The sequence below is a fragment of the Gardnerella sp. 2492 genome, from assembly GCF_050320365.1.
GTDB lineage: Bacteria > Actinomycetota > Actinomycetes > Actinomycetales > Bifidobacteriaceae > Bifidobacterium.
Window position 1 is genome coordinate 1,175,878 of sequence record NZ_CP186952.1, and the last position, 20,603, is coordinate 1,196,480.

At 46.5% G+C, this 20,603-nt stretch carries 9 protein-coding genes; 6 read left to right on the plus strand and 3 right to left on the minus strand.

Going from position 1 to position 20,603, the window contains the following annotated elements:
* Window positions 1-92 precede the first annotated feature (92 nt).
* Both rplK and rplA read left to right on the plus strand, forming a co-directional pair.
* On the plus strand, window positions 93-524 hold the full coding sequence (gene rplK, locus ACPFYS_RS04610) for a 50S ribosomal protein L11 (protein WP_004118588.1): 432 nt from the start codon (window positions 93-95) through the stop codon (window positions 522-524).
* 14 nt (window positions 525-538) lie between these two features.
* A complete protein-coding gene (gene rplA, locus ACPFYS_RS04615; RefSeq protein ID WP_427876259.1) occupies window positions 539-1,234 on the plus strand; it encodes a 50S ribosomal protein L1 in 696 nt (231 codons plus the stop codon).
* A 182-nt stretch (window positions 1,235-1,416) separates the two neighbouring features.
* On the opposite strand, the gene ACPFYS_RS04620 is transcribed toward rplA, so the two are convergent.
* Both ACPFYS_RS04620 and ACPFYS_RS04625 read right to left on the minus strand, forming a co-directional pair.
* Window positions 1,417-2,847 (minus strand): PucR family transcriptional regulator, encoded by a 1,431-nt coding sequence (locus tag ACPFYS_RS04620; protein WP_427876261.1) that lies wholly within the window; start codon window positions 2,845-2,847, stop codon window positions 1,417-1,419.
* 223 nt (window positions 2,848-3,070) lie between these two features.
* Window positions 3,071-5,161, minus strand: coding sequence for a DUF6020 family protein (locus tag ACPFYS_RS04625; RefSeq protein ID WP_427877660.1), 2,091 nt, complete (start codon window positions 5,159-5,161; stop codon window positions 3,071-3,073).
* Between the two features lie 206 nt (window positions 5,162-5,367).
* Here ACPFYS_RS04625 and ACPFYS_RS04630 point away from each other — a divergent pair, with 206 nt between their 5' ends.
* Entirely contained in the window at window positions 5,368-6,276 is a 909-nt protein-coding gene (locus tag ACPFYS_RS04630; protein WP_427876263.1) for a biotin--[acetyl-CoA-carboxylase] ligase, read from the plus strand.
* A gap of 118 nt (window positions 6,277-6,394) precedes the next feature.
* On the opposite strand, the gene ACPFYS_RS04635 is transcribed toward ACPFYS_RS04630, so the two are convergent.
* Entirely contained in the window at window positions 6,395-7,048 is a 654-nt protein-coding gene (locus ACPFYS_RS04635) for a biotin transporter BioY (protein WP_427876265.1), read from the minus strand.
* A 157-nt stretch (window positions 7,049-7,205) separates the two neighbouring features.
* Here ACPFYS_RS04635 and ACPFYS_RS04640 point away from each other — a divergent pair, with 157 nt between their 5' ends.
* The 3 genes from ACPFYS_RS04640 (at window position 7,206) to ACPFYS_RS04650 (ending at window position 20,473) form a co-directional block, all read left to right on the plus strand.
* Entirely contained in the window at window positions 7,206-9,149 is a 1,944-nt protein-coding gene (locus ACPFYS_RS04640) for a biotin carboxylase N-terminal domain-containing protein (RefSeq protein WP_427876267.1), read from the plus strand.
* Window positions 9,146-10,792 (plus strand): acyl-CoA carboxylase subunit beta, encoded by a 1,647-nt coding sequence (locus ACPFYS_RS04645; RefSeq protein ID WP_427876269.1) that lies wholly within the window; start codon window positions 9,146-9,148, stop codon window positions 10,790-10,792. Before ACPFYS_RS04640 ends, ACPFYS_RS04645 begins: the two co-directional genes overlap by 4 nt.
* 99 nt (window positions 10,793-10,891) lie before the next feature.
* On the plus strand, window positions 10,892-20,473 hold the full coding sequence (locus ACPFYS_RS04650) for a fatty acid synthase subunit beta domain-containing protein (RefSeq protein ID WP_427876271.1): 9,582 nt from the start codon (window positions 10,892-10,894) through the stop codon (window positions 20,471-20,473).
* Window positions 20,474-20,603: the final 130 nt, after the last annotated feature.

Here is a 20,603-nt window from a genome sequence, read left to right on the forward strand (position 1 = left end):
AACGTTTATGCATAAAAATTAAGTGTAACGTCTATGTATCAGCGTTTGTAGCAACCGTTTGGACCGCTTGTAAAAGAAAGAAGAACCATATTATGGCTCCGAAAAAGAAAGTCTCCGCGCTTATTAAGCTCGAGATTCAGGCTGGCAAGGCAAATCCAGCCCCACCACTGGGCCCAGCATTAGGCTCCCACGGCGTGAACATCATGGACTTCTGCAAGGCCTATAACGACCAGACGAAGGACAAGATGGGTCAGATCGTCCCAGTAGAGATCACCGTTTACGAAGATCGTTCTTTCACCTTCATTTTGAAGACTCCACCTGCTGCTGCTTTGCTGCTTAAGGCTGCTGGCATTCAGAAGGGCACCGAGAACCCATTGACTCACAAGGTTGGTTCTGTGACCAAGGCTCAGGTGCGCGAAATCGCCGAAATTAAGATGCCTGACCTCTCCGCACGTGACGTCGAGGCCGGTATGAAGATCATCGCGGGTACTGCTCGCTCGATGGGTATTACCGTTACCGACTGAAAGGGAGTGTAGAAATGGCTAAGCGTTCTAAGAAGTATCGTGAAGCGGCTGAGAAGATCGACCGCAATAACCTGTACACCCCAGCTGAAGCTATCGCTTTGTTGCAGAGCATGCCAAAGCACGCTTTTGACGAGTCCGTTGAGGCTGTTATGCGCCTTAACGTTGATCCTCGCAAGGCTGACCAGTTGGTTCGTGGCGTAGTAAACTTGCCAAACGGCACCGGTAAAACCGCTAAGGTTTTGGTGTTCGCTCGTGGCCCAAAGGCTACTGAGGCTCAGGAAGCTGGCGCTGACATCGTTGGTGATGACGAGCTTATCGAAAAGGTTGCCGGTGGCTTCCTTGACTTCGATGCAGTCGTTGCAACCCCAGATATGATGGGTAAGGTTGGCCGCTTGGGTCGTGTTCTCGGCCCTCGTAGCTTGATGCCAAATCCAAAGACTGGCACCGTTACCATGGATGTAGCTAAGGCTGTTGCTGATATTAAGGGCGGTAAGATTGAGTTCCGCGTGGATCGCCAGGGCAACCTGTCATTCCTCTTCGGCAAGCTCTCCTTCGATGCTAAGGCTCTTGAAGAGAACTTCAAGGCTGTTGCAGACGAAATCCGCCGCTTGAAGCCAACCACCATTAAGGGTCGTTACATCACTAAGGTGACTGTTACCTCCACAATGGCTCCTGGTGTTCCAGTGGATATTGCAAGCATCGCTGCCTGATTTATTGCTAGCGTAGCTTGTGCGAAAGCGCGAGATTCGCGAAGTAAATCAAGTATAAAGCTTATAAACGCTGAGAATGTGCTCATTTGCGAGCGCTTCTCAGCGTTTTTTAATAGTGAGGCACGCGTGCAGTACGGTTTTTGCGTGAGTGTCTCTTGATTGGTGAGTTGGCGACTTAGATACTACATAATGTGCGAGCGCGCGTCGCGGATGCGGCCTATGGTAATGGCCGTCTGCAGTACGTACGCTGCGCGAGGGTCGGTAGCATCCCAACCAGTTGTTTGCGCTACTTTGCGCAAACGGTATCTCACAGTATTTGGATGCACATTAAGTTCGTGCGCTGTCTGATCAAGTGCTCCGCCAAATCTAAGGAACATGTCTACTGTACTAAGAGTCGGATCGTCGCGATTATACGGAGCTAGGCTTTGATAAACGTCGTTGTATAAGCTTTCTACTGCAGTGCTGTCTCCAATAAGAGCGCGCTCAGCTAATACATCATCCGCGTGAATTATTTGCGGCAAATGTTTAACAGCTGGCGCTACTGCAATTGCTGAAAGCGTGGCTGTTAAAGCAGATGATACTCGATCTACTCCCTGCACTATTCCGCTTATGCATACTGGCTTTTTGGATGCTGTAAATATTTGACACAGTTTTTCTAGCGACTGCTCGCTTGGGGTTTCACGAACTGCTAGCAAGACTATATGGGATGGTGATGAGAAAGTCTCGCTTGAATTTGCGCTACCTGCGCTACTTTCACTACCTGCGCTACCGGTAGTGCTACTGGCAAATAGATTCGTTGTTTGCCACGATCTGTTAATACGCTGTAAAGCGCTATTTTGCGCGCGTTCGACTATTGCGTCATATGCGTTGCAGTTTCCTAATTGTGGCCAAATATTGCGGCGTAATGTGTCTGTATTATCTGGAATTACTGGAGAGTCTTTTTTGCGCGTAGGGCCATCATCTTTAGTAATTTTTGCGCCGTAAGTACCAGCTATAACGATTATTTTCGGCGTATCAGGCCATTGCAATAGGTGTATTAAAGCGTTTACTCTCTGATCTGCAATGCCGTTCATAAGACACGTTGCAATAATAGTGTGTAAGCGTAGGCGAGTGGCAGCGTCAAAAACTTGACCGTCGCGAGTATCGAAAATCCCAAACGGCTCAACTGCTGGTGCGCAAGGAAGTGGCGTAAAGTGTGGCGCTTCTTCTACAGTAGTATTCTCGCGATCTTGATTTGTATTTTTGCGTCTCCACAAATGGTGCTTTCGTTTTTCTTCAACATCGTCTTTGTTGTTTGTGGAAGATTTAGTAGATTCTTCTTTTGTTGCAACAGTTGCGGAAAGTGCCGACTGATTTACCAGCTCATTTGATTGATTTGATTGTTCTGATTTTTCTAACTGCTTTAACTGCTTTTGTATTGCGCAAATTTGCACTCCTGTTAAAAGTGAAAGAAAATCATCATTTAGATTTGTGAATTTTTGATTCGCATCTGATTCGTCACTCGCCATTGCGTGATATGTATCTGAAGCGTTTACTTCAGTATTATTTAAGGATGCGGCATCGGAATGAGCACTCTGTGCTTGCGCAAACTGGTTTGAATTAATCTCGTCCATCCTGTGCCCTTAGTTGCAGCAATAATTAGCAATCATCTTTTCTATTATAGTCTTATAGTTGCTTTCTAGTAAATGTGCGGCTCGCAAGTGCTTTTGCGCTTTGCGTCTGCTTAGTATTTGCGCTTTGCGTCTACTCCTAGTGTTTACTTCTTAATACCCGCCACTTTTATAAATTGCAGAAGCTAGCTCCATTTAACTAAACGCAGATTAACTAAGCGCAGAGTCATAATTTTTTAACAGCTTTCAACGTATCTCTCCAAAACGCTAGAAGCACAAAACAGAATACAAAAGTAAGCGGAAGCATATGCCTTTCAAAATTATTAGCCGGAGCCATAATCATTACGCCCATTAACAGTGCTAGAGGAATATGCCATATCACTGTTTTCCAGCGTCTCAAAATAATTTCAGCAACTCCAATTAGTAGAGTTCCAATCACATAAGTATTACCGTGAATTAGGAATCTTAATGTGCTTTCTTCGCTTAATTCATTAATATTTTTTGAGATTTTGGATCTAAGTCGCGGATTCCATAGTTTTATCCATACAGATTTGTGTATGCTGTCTGTGTTGAGATAATATTCTGGACCAACGTAAGGCGTGTCGAGAATATCAAAATATCCGTAAGATTTTGCTACAAGAGCGTCTGTTGCTACAAGTGGACTGTTAGTAATTGTTTTCCACCATGCTTTGTCTAGCTGTTTAATATCGGATTTAGTTACGTATCTCCATCTGTAACTAACTTTTTTTGATTGCAATCCAGAAGATTTTACAGGATCCGCATCGTTCGGTTTGTATGCTTCTGCTGCTTGATCTAGATTAAAAATTCGCGATATCGCGCGTTTTGCGCAGTGCGGTATGCTTTTTGGATCTACTTTTGCGATTCTAGCAATCTGCTGTAATTGTACTCCGCGACTTTCAATAGGGTCGCCGTTTATGATTGCGCCGCTTGAGATAAGCATTGTGATTGATCCGTGAATAAGCACAGTCGGCAGTAGGATTCCACAAAGCCACAGTTTCCAATGTTTTATATGCGCTATAAGTAGCAGTGCGAATTGAATTGTAAGAATATACCAAGCGTATTTAGCTGCGATTAGCATTACAGATACGCTTATAACTAGCTCAATTATAGTGTGAATTGGAAGTTTTCTGCGGCTTTTGCGTTTTATGTAGTCGCTATTTTCGCAAGTATTTTTATCGAAATAAATGCTATTGATTTCGTAACAGACGCCAACCCACCATGTAAAAGCGAATGCAAAAAGCGGTGATTTTGTTAGTGAAATTGTAGATAAAATAACTAAAGGATTAAACAGAAGTAGAAGCAGAACTATTACGCGCGCTATCATCGGCGTTTCTGCATTTGCGTAAATTGCGTAAGTTTTGTATTTTTTATTGTGCTTTCGCAAGTTATTGTTTTTATCGTAATTGTATTTAGATATAAGCCACGGTCGATTTAGAAAACGATTTGCTGTGGCAGCAAAACAGAAGGCTGCAAAAACAAATTGCATAAAAGCCAGAAGTACGATTCCAGCATCGTTAGAATCTGTAAAATAACGCGAAACTGCCGCAACAGAGCCGTAAATAACAGTAAGAACTATGTTGTGCTGATCGCTTAAATATGTTGGATTAGATGGCCACAAGTAGTGAGCAGTAGGGTAGATGTCTGCTGGTACGAAGCTGAAGAATCCAATATATGGCTGTTTTAATCCCGTGATTTGATTCCAAGCCCAACTGTATTCGCGAATTTGCGAGCAGAGGTCAGCTCCGTAAGCTGCAAGAAAAGTAACCGGCGCCCACAGCCAGCCTAGTATGAATGTGATGAAAAGATTGCGCTGCCTATGTGTTAGGTGGAAAACGCACCAGCGTATACAAAGTATCGCGAGATTAGATATTTCTATTGCTGCAGAAGCTGCTTTAGCAAGAAAATGAGGTACGTTCCTGCGCAATAATTTCTTGTGCGCTTCAGTATGTATTAATTCAGTTAAATCGTGCCATTTAGATATAAGAAAATACTTGACTTTTTCCAAAAAATTTACTGCTTTTTTAGACTTGCTAAAAATTACAAGTGAGAAAAGAATGCAAGAGTAAATTATAAAGGAAATCAAAAAAATAATCGCATTACTAACACCAAAATCTGTAATAGAACCTAAATGTTTGGTGTGTAAGCTGCTGCGAAATATAAATCCTACGCTTGTGCAAAAACTTAGTAGCGAACAAACGAGAATTCCTAGAAAATAATTAAAAACTACGCCTAATATTTTTATAAATTTGTTGCTTTTATTAGAGTCTGCAGGTTTTGGCGCTAAGGATTCGAGCATACTAGCTTCAGTTTTGCTAGATTTACTACCGAAATCCTTGCTTTCTGCCAATTTCATACCTGTAAACACCTACCAAATTTTCGCAACCTTTGTCACCGTGCTAAATTTACGCAAATCTTTTTGCGCAGATCTTTCGCGCAAATCTTTTCTTTTTGCACAAAGTCTCGCAGTAGCGATCACTTAACACGGTGTATAAAATTATACATATGAGTTTATTTTCTTCGCAAAGTGTGGCTAGCATGCCACAAACTGCAAAAGTAGCAGATTATGTAAAACTTTTTAGTATCACAGATTCAACGCAAAATTTTGCGCGAGAAATAGTGCAAAATAATGAAATATCAGAAAGAAGTGACGGAAAGCCTACAATTTTTGCTATTGCTGCAGATGATCAAACTGCCGGTCGCGGAAGGCTTGGCAGAGAGTGGGTAAGCAGGCCGGGAGAAAGTTTTCTAGTATCTTTCTTAACTCTTCTTCCTAAAAAAATAGTTACTAACGCGGATATAAACGGTTGGCTTCCGATTATTGCCGGACTGTCTGCAAGAGACGCACTTTTAGACGTATTTAGTAAGTACAAAAGTTCATTTATGCATGGAGAAGATTGCAAACTAAAACTCAAGTGGCCTAACGACATATTCTTGCACGATTGCAAAGAAGGTGGAATTTTAACAGAACTCGTAGCAGTTCCTGGAAGAGAAGATCTTATGGGAGTTGTATTTGGAATCGGTATGAACTTGTACGTTCCGCAAGAAGTTCTTCCAATTAAAAAAGCAACTTCTCTACAAATGCACATTACAAAACTGCCGGAAGCTCAAGAATTGCGTGACGTTATTGCAGCAAGTATAGTAACGCGTTTGCGCTCGCGTTTATACGATTTTGTTAAAGATTATCAAAATAATGTGGCAGATTTGCTTAAAGAAGTAACTTGCGTGTGTTGGACACTCGGTAGGGAGGTAAATGTACATCCTGTTGACGGAAGTGTAATAACAGGTACTGCAGTTTGTATTGGAAAAAATGCGTCGCTTACTATTCGTGCAAAAACAGGCGAAGATATTGTTGTAAAAAGCGGTGATGTTCACGCTGTTGCGTACGACGAGGACGTTTTTCCTGAGCGCTGACTGCGCAAGTTGTTGAAGAAATTAGCTAGATATAAAAGAGACAGGCCGTGGCAACCGGGAATTGTTACCACGACCTGAAAGATGGGAAAAATACGAAAAGGTAGAAAGATAAACACCCTTACGCATGTTTCTCTTTGAGCATATCATATACCCCTGAACAAACGACACTCGCGAGAAAAGCTTTAATAAGATCACCAATCATGAAGATGATCAAAGTAGCTGCAGCAGTCGAAAGTGGCATGCCAGTTAAGTAGCTTTGGCCAAAAATACCAAATGCGTAGATAACGATTGTGCCGATTATAGAAGCCACGGAATAAGTGCAGAAACGTGCGAAAGTCTTCTTGAATGAGTGTTCTGGCATCATAGCGTCGAGAGCAATGTCAAATACGTGCTTCAAAGCGGCAATTGCAGCAACGCCAAAAATAAATCCTGCCAAGAATCCTGCAGTAGGGCCAACAAAAACAGCCCAGCCGCCCTTACCACCAGCGAACACAGGCGCGCCTGCAGCGCCAATAGCAAGATACATAATTACTGAGGCTACGCCTTTGCGCCAATCCAAAGTTAAACCAGCAATGCACAAAACGAGAGTTTGCAAGGTAATTGGCACAGGAGTAATAGGATAAATATAAATTGCGCCTGCCATAGTAGAAAGAGCCAAAAGCACAGTAAGAAGAACCGGCTTAGCAAGCCAAGTTGCAGCAGTCTTAACTTTATGCGCAACAGTTTCAAGAGAATTTGTTGTTGCAGCATTATTTTGATGCATGTCAGTCATATAAACCTTCTTTCGGTTTTTTAAACGTTTCCGTTTTCGCTAAACACATTACGTGCGTAAAAAATCAATTGCATTGGAGAAGTGTACAAAATTTTGCGCAAGCTTTTGTGTATGTCGGCTCATACGCAAACGCGACTTTTCTAATATCTTGTAACGTATGGTTACGAATATCAAAAAAATTCTCATCGCAAACCGCGGTGAAATCGCTTTGCGAGTTATTCGCACGGCTCACGAAATGGGCATTTCTACCGTTGCAATTTACGCGCCGACTGATCGAAACGCGCAGTTTGTAGAAATGGCAGACGAAGCGTACGCACTTTCTGGAGACACGTATCGCGATACTTATTTAAACGAGGACGCAATTCTTGACATTATTAAAAGAAGCGGCACGGATGCTGTTCACCCGGGTTATGGTTTCCTTTCGGAAGTTGCGTCTTTTGCGAAGAAAGTCAACGATGCTGGGGTTATTTGGATTGGCCCGCGCCCGGAAGCGCTTATTGATTTGGGAGATAAGATTACGGCTCGTCGCGTGGCAGTTCGCGCGAAAGTGCCGCCAGTTCCAGGCATTTCGGAGCCTGTAAAAGATATTCGAGAACTTTTGACTTTTGCGCAAACGCACGGCTATCCGGTGATGATGAAGCGCACGGATGGCGGCGGCGGACGAGGCATTACAGTCGTTCGTAACGACGACGAGTTGCGCGGTTTTTATATGAATCACGACGCTTTACAAGGCGGCGACTTAGACGAATATTTTATTGAGCGTTTTATTGACAAAGCCAGGCACGTTGAAACTCAGTGCGGCCGCGACGCTCACGGAAATTTCACCGTATATTCCACGCGCGATTGCTCGGTGCAGCGCCGAAACCAAAAGCTGGTTGAGGAAGCTCCGGCACCGTTCTTGACCGACGATGAAAAAGATCAGCTTTACCGATATTCTCGTAACCTATTTGAAGCTGTTGACTACGTTGGTCTTGGCACGTGCGAATATATGGTGACTTCTCAGCATAAAGTCTACTTCTTGGAAGTTAATCCGCGATTGCAAGTTGAGCACACGGTTAGTGAGGAAGTTAGTGGACTTGATTTGGTGCGCGAGCAGCTCAATATTGCTGACGGCGGTGAGTTGATTAAGGATCCGGAGCCGCGCGGACACAGCTTTGAGCTTCGCATTACTTCGGAAGATCCTGCTACGAATTTGACTCCAAGCTCTGGCACTTTGACGAAGATTAAGTGGCCTTCCGGCCCTGGTATTCGCGTCGATTTTGGTGTTGAAGTTGGAGACAATATTTCGCCAAAATTCGATTCGATGATGGGCAAGCTTATTATTACTGCGCAAAGTCGCGAAACTGCTGTTGCTCGCGTGCGTCGCGCTTTGAAGGAACTTTGTATTGAGGGCGTGCCAACTCCTGCGAAACTTTTTGAGCAGATTTTTAACGACCCTGAGTTTACTGCGGAAAATCACAGTTTTGACGTGTCTACTAAGTGGATGGAACGCAAGTATTTGAACCGCGTTCCTGCAGCTTCTTTGGGTGGGCAGCCGGCTTCGCTTGTTTCTGGAAAGTCTGCGGATGATTCCGAAAATAAGCAGCCTGCAATGGAATCCTTCATTATTGAAGTTGATAATAAGCGCGTAAAGCTTACGATTCCGCAAGATATTGTTGATAATTTGACTGGATCGGCTAGAGTTCGTAGCGTTTCTAGAGCTTCGCAGCCTCTTCGCGGTCGTTCGCTTCGCGGTAGCACTCACAAATCTGAAGAGCAAAAGCAGATTCCTGGCGTAATTGCGGCACCTATGCAAGCTGTTATTACGCGCGTGAATGTTGCTGAAGGCCAGCAGGTTGCTAAGGGCGATTTGCTTGTGGTGCTTGAGTCTATGAAGATGGAAAATTACGTTTACGCTCCGGCGGCAGGCACTGTTACTGGAATTTTTGTGGGGCCTGGCGATGGCGTGGAATCGGGCGCAAAGCTTGTGACGATTGATCTTGCTGGAGATAAAAGCGCGGATAATAGCGCGGATAAGTCTTCCGAATCTTCCGAAAGTGCAAAATCTTCCGAAAAATCTTCTGAAAAGCCTTCTGAAAAGTCGGAAGGAGAGCAGAAATGAGCGCTTTAGTAAAAGAAAAGTTTGAAATTTCTGAAACTTCAGCGAAAACTGCCAATAATTCTGCCGCTAGTAATTCTGCCGAAGAGAGCAACTTGCAGCCTCGTCGTGGAAAAGCTGCAGTTCAGCACGCAGCACAGCTTGCTCGTGACGCGGAACAGAAAGCTTGTGAGCGCCAGCATGCAAAAGGCAAAAGCACTGCTCGCGAGCGTCTCGACTTGCTATTTGACACCGGCTCTTTTGAAGAAATTGGTCGTTTTAACGGCGGCGATATTAATAATGATGTTGCAGGATGCGCTGTAATCACTGGTTTTGGTGAAGTGTATGGCAGAAAAGTTGCAGTTTACGCTCAAGACTTTTCTGTGCGCGGCGGAACTTTAGGCAAAGCTGAAGGTGAGAAAATCTGCCATCTTTTGGACATGGCTTTACAGCTTCGAGTACCTGTTGTTGCAGTAATTGATTCCGGCGGCGCTCGCATTCAGGAAGGCGTTAGCGCGCTTATGCAATACGGACGAATTTTCAAAAAAACTTGTGAAGCAAGTGGATTGATTCCGCAAATCTCACTAATTCTTGGTCCTTGCGCTGGTGGTGCAGTTTATTGCCCTGCATTAACAGATTTGATTATTATGACTCGCGAACATTCAAACATGTTCGTCACCGGCCCGGATGTTGTTAAAGCTGCAACCGGCGAGGCTATTAGCATGGACGATTTGGGCGGCGGCCTTGTGCATAACGCAACTTCCGGCGTTGCTCACTATTTGGGCGAAGATGAAGCTGACGCAATCGACTATACGCGCACAGTTTTGGCTTATTTGCCATCTAGCTGCGAGTCTGAGCCTCCTATTTTTGCCTACGCTGCAACGCGATCGGACCGCGAAACTGCGCGCGAGTTGGCGAATATTGTTCCAGATAACGATCGTCAGCCTTACGACGTGCTAGACGTAATTCGTAGAATCGTTGATTACGGTGAGTTTGTGCAAGTTCAGGAATTATATGCTGCTTCTGCAGTAGTTGGTTTTGCTTGCATTGAAGGGCATCCTGTTGGGATAGTTGCAAATCAGCCGAAGGTGAACGCTGGTATTTTGGATGTTAATTCTTCCGAAAAAGTAGCGCGATTTGTGCGATTATGCGATGCGTTTAATCTGCCAGTTGTTACCTTGGTTGATACTCCTGGTTATAAGCCTGGTTCAGATCAAGAGCATGCTGGAATTATTCGTAGGGGCGCAAAAGTGATTTACGCTTACGCGAATGCTCAAGTTCCGCTTGTAACAGTGATTTTGCGCAAAGCTTTTGGTGGAGCTTACATTGTTATGGGCTCAAAATCTATGGGTGCGGACGTAAATTACGCGTGGCCAACCAGCCAGATCGCTGTTTTAGGCGCTCAAGGTGCTGTGAATATTATTCATCGCAAGGATTTGCAAAAAGCTAAAGAGCGTGGACAGGATGTTGATGCTCTTAGAAAACAGCTGGTTGACGAGTATGAGGCAACTACTGTAAACGCGAATCTTTCGCTGGAAACTGGTCAGATTGACGCAATGATTGATCCTGAGCAGACGCGCGATGCAATAGCTAACTCGCTAAAACTTTTAAGAAGTAAAAAGCGAGTTTCGAGAACTGGAAAGCATCACGGAAATCAGCCAATGTGATTTCAGTGAGTGCAGAAAATAAAACTAGATCGCAAGTAAATAAACCAAATCAATCAAACAAACGATAGTTTTATCGGATATCAACGAGAAGGAAACATCATGACGACATACTTTTTCGACCGCCTCGCTTATGATCCACACGCGCTTGTGTTTGCAGGCCAATCAACTCCATGGGTTGAAGCTTTACGTGAACTTAGTTCAGATGAAGAATTAAACGCGGAACTTCACGAGTACGAAGCTAACGCGAAAACGTTACTCTCGCCAATATATGCTGAGCTTTTAGCAAACGCAGGAGGAGACGTAAACGTTTTCGATGCTTTGGAAAATAAGCATATTAACGCTGCAAACGCGCTTTTTAGCGTGCCGGGAATTACTTTAGCTCAGCTAGGAGCAGTGCGCGATTTAACCAATCTTGGCTACAACTTTGAAGTAAACAAACCTTGCGCAGTATTGGGGCACTCGCAGGGAGTAATCGCAGCGGAAATGGTAAAAGCGCGCATAAAAGCTAAATCTTGGCAGAAGGCTCGTGCGCAAATAGAAGAACTGCTTGCAATCGCTTATCTTATTGGCGCAGCTGGGGATCGTGAATCCAGAATGCTTGAAATCACGGGAGACGGCGAACGTACGCCAATGCTCTCGCTTAAAGGCGTAACGCAAAAGCAAGCAAAAGCTTTGATTTCTCGCGTAGAACGCACTCGTGGCGAAGTGTCAATTGCGGTTAAAAACGCTTATAATCACGTAGTTATTGCAGGCTATCCAGAAGATATGGAAGCTGTTGATAACGAAGCTCAGAAAGAAGCACAACGCTCGCAAAAATTGCGCAAAATGAAGGTGCGCGGCGGTGCTGTGTTTGCTCCTGTTGCTGAATATTTAGATGTTACAGTACCGTTCCATTCGCCAATGCTTGAAACTGCTGTTGATCAGGTGGAATCTTGGGCGCGAGAAGCTGGATTAAATACAGTTCTTGCTCGCGAATTAGCTAATGCTGTGCTTGTGAAGCCTGTTGATTGGTCTGCTCAAATTAGCGAAGTTTTGGATCAAAACGATGCGCGTTCGCTTTGGATTATGGATATGGGACCTAGCGAAGTGCTTGGAAAACTTACTGGCGTGCTGGTGCAAGGTACAGGTGCTGGTGTAGTAGAAGCTGCAACTGTTCGCAATCGTGCAGAGCTTTCCACAATGGACTTAGAGCCTACTCGAACAGGCTGCTGGAATGATTTTGCGCCTCGCGTAATCGACACTCCTGCAGGACGCAAAGTTCTTACAAAATTCAGCAAACTTACTGGAAAAGCGCCGGTTCTTCTTGCTGGCATGACTCCAACCACAGTGGAGCCGGAAATAGTTGCTGCTGCAGCGAACGCTGGATATTGGGCTGAGCTTGCTGGAGGTGGTCAGGTAACTTCTGAAGTTTTCGACCGTCATATGAAGTCTCTTTGCTCTCAGCTTCGAGAAGGCGCAACGGTTGAATTTAACGCCATGTTTATGGATCGATACTTGTGGAATTTGCAGTTTGGTTCGAAGAGAATCGTACCAAAAAAGCGACAGTCTGGTGCTCCAATTGATGGCGTAGTTATTTCTGCCGGAATCCCAGAACTTGATGAAGCTAAAGAATTAGTGGCTTCTTTACAGTCTGATGGCTTCCCTTACGTAACGTTTAAGCCTGGAACAGTTGATCAGATTCGTCAAGTTGTGCGAATCGCTAAGGCTGTTTCTCCTGCAATGATTATCGTGCAGGTTGAAGGCGGCGCCGCTGGTGGTCACCATTCGTGGGAGTCTCTTGACGATCTTCTTATGACAACTTACGCACAAGTTCGCGATTGTGATAATTTGGTGCTTGTTGCAGGTGGCGGTATTGGTACACCTGAGCGTGCTGCAGACTACATTTCCGGCGAATGGGCGCGCGAGTATGGTTTGCCAAATATGCCTGTTGATGCTGTGATGATTGGCACGGCTGCAATGACAGCAAAGGAGGCTCATACAAGTCCTGAAGTAAAACGCATGCTGGTTGAAACGCCAGGAATTGTTATGCCTAAGGCTTCAAGTGTAGAAGGTTTTGATGAAGATCCGTTTGCGCCATTAGGTGAACGCTGGGTGCCTTCTGGAAAAGTTGTTGGTGGTGTAACTAGCGGCTTAAGTCATTTGCATGCGGATATTTATGAGCTTGAAAACGCTTCTGCACGCTGCGGCCGCCTGCTTGTACACATGATGAAGCATCCTGAAGAGCTTGAAACTCGCCGAGACGAAGTAATTGCAGCACTTAATGCTACTGCAAAACCGTATTTCGGTGACTTGGAAAGCATGACTTACGCTCAGTTTGCTCAGCGTTTCCTTGATTTGGCATACCCGTGGGTAGATCCTACTTATGCAGATCGCTACATGCACTTACTGCAGCGTATTGAAGCTCGTTTAGTGAGCCAAGATTCTGGTGAGTTTACGTCGATTTTGCCAACTCGTGCGCAAGTTGGCGAACATCCTCAAGCTGCCTTGGATGCTTTACTTGAAGCTTTGCCTCAAGCTCGTGAACTTAACGTTGTGCCAATGGATGCTGCTTGGTTCCCAACTTTGGTGCGCGAATACCCTAAGCCAATGCCATTCGTGCCAGTTATTGACAACGATTTGTTGCGCTGGTGGGGTCAGGATCAGCTTTGGCAGTCGGAAGATTCGCGCTATTCGGCTGATGCTGTGCGCGTAATACCTGGCCCTATTTCTGTGGCCGGTATCACTACTATGGATGAGCCGATTGCGGATATTCTAGGCCGTTTTGAAGCAGCTATGCTAAATCGTGCAGAAGCAGAAAATAAAGCAGAGAGTAAGTCTGAAAATAAATCTGAAAGTAGCGTTACAAAAGCTGCATTTAGTCAGATTTCTGCAGCTAAAAACGTTGAAGCTTACGTTCGTTCATGCCCTAATATTTCGTGGGTTGGTCACGTAACTACAAACCCAGCTTACGGAACTGAAATTGGCGATAAGAATTACGTTATTAACGTAACTTCTACAGATGCTGACTTAATTTCCCTAGATTTGGACATAAAACTCGATACTTTCTGGGATTCTCAAGAAAATCAAGAAGCGCAACACGCAGCCAAAAACGCTGCAGTATCTCAAAAACGCAAGCACGCTGTACGAGATATTGTTATTCCGCTTACAGTTGACGCAACTCGAGCAGGAAGCATACCAGTAGTCGACCGCGAACGCTTACCAAAGCATGTTTACAATATGCTTGCAGCAACCGCTGGTATTGGAAATACTGCGATTACAGGTGATGTTCTTGATGCTATGCCTAAGGTTGAGACGCTAAAAGAAGATGGCAGTATAGCGAAGTTGCCGGAAGATTTGCTGGAAGAAGGTTATAAAGATTTCCCATTTGGATTAGTTCACTCGTCTTATACTTTCTCTCGCAATCTTGGAATAGATCACGAGTCAGCTACTGCTGGAAGACTCCCAGACGGACTTCTTGCTTCTCGCATTGTGCCAGACGCGCTAGTTGGTCCTGCTTGGCCAACTATTTACTCTGCTTTAGGCTCTGTAATGGTTGACGGATACCCGATTATTGAGGGTCTTCTTAACGCCGTTCATTTGGATCATCTAATTGAGTTTGACGTTGATGTTGAAGATCTCCGCAAGTATGTTGATAAGCGAATTAATTTACTCGGCTGGGCAGAACCTTACGCAGAATCTGCTTCCGGACGAGTTGTAACAATTCACGTAGTGCATACTGCGGCAGATGGAACCCGTTTGGCTCACGAAACAGAACGTTTCGCTATTCGCGGACGCAGCTTTAGTTCGGCACTTCCTGTACCAGCTAAAGAGTACGGTGATGCGGCAGGATTGCACGGATACGAAATTGAAGACACTCCTCGTCGCGCTTTGCGCAGAGTAGTAGTTCGCGCTCCTCACGATATGACGGCTTTCGCACGCACTTCTGGAGATTTCAACCCAATTCACACTTCTGCTAGGGGAGCTGCGATTTCCGGTCTTTCTGCGCCACTTGTGCACGGAATGTGGCTTTCCGCAACAGCTCAACATGTAGCTCAAGCAGTTGATGAAAAGGGCGCTCGCTATGAGTTAATCGGCTGGTCTTACAACATGTATGGCATGGTTCAGCTTGATGATGAAGTAGAAATTACGGTTGAACGCGTTGGTAAAGTTCGCCGCGGCGGACTCGCTTTGGAAGTTACGTGCCGAGTTAACGGACAAATCGTATCTAAAGCAAGCGCACTTACTCGCGCTCCACGAGCAGCCTTCGTATACCCAGGTCAGGGTATTCAAAAGCAAGGAATGTCGCTGGATGAGCGAGCAAAATCGCCTGCAGTACGTGACACTTGGGAAAGAGCAGACAAGCTTACTCGCGAAAAGCTTGGATTCTCAATACTCGCAGTCGTGCGAGATAATCCTAAGGAACTTACAGCTCACGGCGTAACTTACCGTCATCCTGAAGGATTGCTGAATTTGACGCAGTTTACGCAAGTTGCGCTCGCAACAGTTGCTTTTGCGCAAACAGCTCGTCTGCGTGAAGCCGGATGCGATATTTGGCCAGCATACTTTGCCGGTCACTCGCTTGGTGAGTACAATGCTTTGAGCTCCTTCGCTCAGATTATTCCACTCGAAACTGTGCTCGAATTAGTGTTCCATCGCGGATCTACAATGCATCATTTGATTGATCGAGATGCACAAGGTCGCTCAAACTATCGCATGGGCGCACTTCGTCCAAACCAGTTCGGTGTGGATGATGAAGGTGTTAACGCTTACGTTGATAGCATTGCTAAAGCTACTGGCGAATTCTTGCAAATTGTAAACTACAATTTGGCTGGTCAGCAGTATGCGATTGCTGGAACTATTAAGGGCTTGAAAGCTTTGCAAGCCGACGCTTCTAAGCGAGCAAAAGAATATGGTGGTAAACCGCCGTTCATGTTTGTTCCTGGAATTGACGTACCGTTCCATTCTCGCATTCTTCGTAAAGGCGTGCCGGAATTCCGCGATAAGCTTGACTCTCTGCTGCCAGAGTATATTGACTACTCGGTTCTTGTAGATCGTTATATTCCAAACCTTGTAGCATGCCCGTTTGAGCTTACTCGCGAGTTTGCGCAGAAGATTTTGGATGTTGTTCCATCCGAGCGTATTGAAGCTGCTTTGGAAGACGAGGCAACTTGGAAATCTTACGCAGATGATGAGCAAAAGCTTGGTAGACTGCTTCTTACGGAACTTCTTTCCTGGCAGTTTGCTTCTCCAGTTCGTTGGATTGAGACGCAGGCTCTTATGTTTGCGGATCGCGCTCGCGGCGGTCTTGGTGTTGAAGAATACGTGGAAGTTGGTTTAGGAAACGCTCCAACTTTGGCAAATCTTGGTGCTAAAACTCTCGCTTTGCCGCAGTTTAGTGGCGAAAAGGTGACCGTTTATAACGTTGGTCGAGATGAAGGTCGCGTCTATATGACGGACACTGATTCGCTTGTGCCAGAAGTATTTGATGAGGAAGATAGCACTACTGAAGCTGCTCCTGCCGCTTCTGTACCGTCTGCAGCACCTGCCGCAACTGCAGCACCTGCCGCAACTGCAGCACCTGCCGCAACTGCTGCTCCTTCTGCTCCTGCAGCAAGCGGGCCTGTAGCAGATCTGCCATTCAAAGCATCTGACGCAATTTCAATGCTTATTGCTTATAGTGCAAAAATTCGCCTCGATCAAATTGGTGATACCGACACAACGGATACACTTACGAACGGCGTATCTTCACGCAGAAACCAGCTTCTTATGGATATTAGTTCCGAGCTTGGTGTAGCAAGTGTGGACGGTGCGGCAGAAGCTCCAATGAGTGCTCTTCGTAAGCTAGTTGATTCTGTTGCTCCGCGCTATAAAGCATTTGGCGCTGTGCTTTCCGATATTGTGCGCGAACGTTTGCGTGCGCTTTTCGGTGCGGCAGGCGTGAAGCCATCGCAAATCGACAAGCGTATTTTGGAAGTTTGGCAGTTAGGTGAGGGTTGGCGTGCTCATGTGCTTGCGGCTTTGGTTTTGCAAACGCGTGAAGGTGCTAGCGTGCGTGGCGAAAATCTTGCGCAAATTTCAACTGAACCAGCAAAGAATACTGCTGCTGCGGATGCGTTAATTGACGCTGCAATCGCTCAAGTTGCACAAGCTCACAGCGTTAGCGTTTCTCAGCCTGGTGCTGCCGGCGGCGCGGGCGGTGCTGTTGTTGATTCCGCAGCTCTTGACGCTTTTGCTGAGCAGGTTGTTGGCGCGGATGGTGTACTTGCTGCAACAGCTAAGTTTGTGTTAGCAAAGCTTGGTGTTGAGGCGCCTCAAGCAGAAACTGAGAGCGACGAAAACGCGGCTGTTGTGGCTGCTGTTGAAGCTGAGCTTGGTTCTGATTGGCCAAAGCAGGTTGCTCCTCGATTTGATGAGCGTAAGGCGATTCTTTTCGACGATCGTTGGGCTTCTGCTCGCGAAGACGTTGCTCGCTTGTACTACAAGTATGCTGGAAAGAATGTTGATATTCAGATAACTGAAGTTTCTGAAATCTTAAATGATTTTGGTAGTTTCCTTGGTGCTGGGGAAGCAGTAGCTTCAGAAGCTGAATGGTTTGCTGGTCTTGCTGATTCGCGCAAATTAAGCAATCTATCTACTGTTCTTTCTGCTATTGCTCGTGATGCGCGCACCAAAATTGCAAAATCGCACGAATCTGATGCGGCTGATTTTGCTGAAGCAACTCGTTTTGCAGGAGAAGTTGCGGTTGTTACTGGAGTTGCTCCTAATTCAATCGCTGCTCGCGTAGTAACAGGCTTGCTTAAAGGCGGTGCTACAGTTATTGCAACTTCGCACAGTTTCAAGCCGAGTGTTAAGTCTTGGGCAAAGAAAGCTTATCGCGAGAACGCTCAAATGGGCGCAAAGTTGTGGCTTGTGCCAGCAAACTTGTCTAGCTACCGCGATGTTGACGCGCTTGTAAAGTGGGTTGGAACGGTTTCAAAGAAAGTCAGTGGCGCAACTACTACTATTTTGAAGCCTGCTTACGAGCCTAGTATGTTCTTCCCGTTCGCAGCTCCACCAGTTCACGGTACTTTGGCTGATTCCGGTTCGCTTTTTGAATCGCAATCAAGACTTATGCTATGGGGTGTAGAGCGCGCAATTGCTGGATTTGCGCAAATTGGAGCAGACACGGATGTGCAACATCGTATGCACGTTGTGCTACCTGGATCTCCAAACCGCGGTATGTTCGGCGGCGACGGTGCTTACGGCGAAGTCAAGAGTGCTTTCGATGCGATTGTGAATCGTGCGCATGCAGAAAGTGTGTGGTCGGATCGCGTTACATTCGCTCATCCTAAGATTGGCTGGGTGCGTGGAACTGGCTTAATGGGCGGTAATGATCCGTTGGTTGCCGTAGTTGAGCGTCATGGATTAACTACATACTCTACGCAAGAAATGGCTGATCGTTTGCTTGAGTTGTGCACAAAAGAGTCGCGTAAGCAGGCTGCAATCGCTCCTCTGGACGTAGATTTTACAGGCGGATTAGGCAAGGAGCCTCTCGATTTGAACGCTCTTCGTGCAGAAGCGCTGGAAGATCAGAAGCGTGCGGAAGAAGCAGCAAAATCTGCGGAATCTGCTTCACAATCTGCTGCGGAAGGAACTGTCGAATCTTCTGTAAAGTTAACTAGCAAGGCTCTTCCTACCCCTTACGCACCAACTCAGCCACAAGTCAACTTGTCTGATTGGAAGAACGTAACAGCGCGTCCTGAAGACGAAATCGTAATCGTCTCAGTCGGCGAGCTTGGACCATGGGGTTCTGGACGTACTCGTTTCGAAGCAGAGCTTGGAATTAAGGAAGACGGTTCCGTAGATCTTTCTGCAGGAGCTGTGCTGGAATTGGCTTGGAATATGGGCTTGCTTACTTGGCAAGACTCGCCAAAGCCAGGCTGGTACGATGCTGAAGGCACGCTTGTTCCAGAAGAAGATATTGCAGAGAAATATCGCGACGAAGTAGTAGCACGTTCCGGTATTCGACCATTCGAAACCGGAATGGGCGGCGACTACAAGGACGGAGCGAACGAAGAAGAAGCAGAAATATTCCTCGACCACGACGTAAGCTTCAGCGTACCAACAGAAACGATTGCGCGCGAATACGTGGCACTCGACGAAGCGCATACTGCAATTGCTCGCGATGCAGAATCTGGCGAATGGACAGTTACGCGCAAGGCAGGTTCCATGATTCGCGTGCCACGCAGGGCTGCGATGACCAGAACCGTCGGCGGACAATTCCCTAAGGGCTTCGACCCGCTCAAGTGGGGAATTCCAGCTTCAATGGTTGGAAGTGTTGACACGATTGCGTTGTGGAATATCGTCGCAACAGTGGACGCTTACATTTCCGCCGGTTTCACGCCTTCGGAAATTTTGCAAGCCGTGCATCCGTCGCTGGTTGCTTCCACGCAAGGAACCGGTTTTGGCGGTATGAGCTCAATGCGAAACCTATACTTGGATCGCTTCCTTAACCACGAAATCCCAACCGACGTGCTGCAAGAAGCGCTACCAAACGTGGTGGCAGCGCACGTAATGCAAACTTACATCGGCGGTTACGGAAACATGGTTCAGCCTGTGTCGGCATGCGCAACTGCAGCAGTTTCGCTCGAAGAAGGCGTTGATAAGATTGCGCTCGGCAAAGCTGACTTCGTAGTAACCGGCGCAATTGACGATATCGGCGTGGAATCCGTGGTCGGCTTCGGCAATATGAACGCAACTGCCAATAGCGAAGAAATGTACGCGAAGGGTATAAATCCTCGATTCTTCTCTCGCGCAAACGATCGCAGACGCGGAGGCTTCCTTGAAGCGCAAGGCGGCGGTACGATTTTGGTTACGCGCGGAGATATTGCGCTTAAGCTCGGTTTGCCTGTTGCTGGCGTAGTTGGGTTTATTCACTCCTACGCTGACGGCATCCATACTTCTATTCCTGCTCCAGGCTTGGGTGCTTTGGCTGCAGGAATGGGTGGAGCTAAGTCTAAGCTCGTGCGCGATTTGGCAGCTCTCGGCGTTACACCAGACGATATTGCAGTGGTTTCTAAGCACGATACTTCCACGAACGCAAACGATCCGAACGAATCCGAGTTGCACAATACTCTTGCGCACGCAATCGGACGTACGGACGGAAATCCGCTGTTCGTAATCAGCCAAAAGACGCTAACCGGTCACGCAAAGGGTGGCGCGTGCATCTTCCAAATCAACGGTTTGACGCAGCTGTTTAGAAGTGGCGTAATTCCGGCAAATGCGTCGCTTGATTGCGTGGATCCTAAGCTTGCGCGCGACGATCACATGGTTTGGTTGCGTGAGCCGATGCGCATTGTTGGCGGATCTGGCTCTGGCGTAGTGAAGGCTGCGCTCGCAACTTCGCTGGGCTTTGGTCACGTTAGCGGATTTGTAGCCTTGGTTCATCCGGGTGCGTTTGAGGCGGCTGTGGCTGCTACCGCTGGTTCTGAGGCGCTGGAGGAGTGGCGCGCTAAAGCAAACGCTCGCTTAGCTGCAGGACAGAGGAGGCTTGAGGAAGGCATGATGGGTCATGTGGCGCTATTCGAGCCTGTGGATAATCGCCACTTGCTCAAGGATGGTACTCGTCTTCCGGACGGCACTCGCTATGACGGCCACGAGGCAGAAAAGGCGATGCTGCTTAATCCTGAAGCTCGTCTTAACGCTAACGGCTATTACTGCTGAGCTGCTTACGACTGTTGTGGTTTGTAGCTTGTCCAAAGCACTCTAATCGTTCGTAAGCGATCTAAAACTAGCGAGTGCAAAAGGCAAATAGGGCACTAACGTATTGCGAAAATGCGTTAGTGCCTCTTTT

Coding starts and splice junctions, on each gene's coding strand:
- rplK (WP_004118588.1), top strand. CDS start 93: ATGGCTCCGAAAAAGAAAGTCTCCGCGCTTATTAAGCTCGAGATTCAG.
- rplA (WP_427876259.1), top strand. CDS start 539: ATGGCTAAGCGTTCTAAGAAGTATCGTGAAGCGGCTGAGAAGATCGAC.
- ACPFYS_RS04620 (WP_427876261.1), bottom strand. CDS start 2,847: ATGGACGAGATTAATTCAAACCAGTTTGCGCAAGCACAGAGTGCTCAT.
- ACPFYS_RS04625 (WP_427877660.1), bottom strand. CDS start 5,161: ATGCTCGAATCCTTAGCGCCAAAACCTGCAGACTCTAATAAAAGCAAC.
- ACPFYS_RS04630 (WP_427876263.1), top strand. CDS start 5,368: ATGAGTTTATTTTCTTCGCAAAGTGTGGCTAGCATGCCACAAACTGCA.
- ACPFYS_RS04635 (WP_427876265.1), bottom strand. CDS start 7,048: ATGACTGACATGCATCAAAATAATGCTGCAACAACAAATTCTCTTGAA.
- ACPFYS_RS04640 (WP_427876267.1), top strand. CDS start 7,206: ATGGTTACGAATATCAAAAAAATTCTCATCGCAAACCGCGGTGAAATC.
- ACPFYS_RS04645 (WP_427876269.1), top strand. CDS start 9,146: ATGAGCGCTTTAGTAAAAGAAAAGTTTGAAATTTCTGAAACTTCAGCG.
- ACPFYS_RS04650 (WP_427876271.1), top strand. CDS start 10,892: ATGACGACATACTTTTTCGACCGCCTCGCTTATGATCCACACGCGCTT.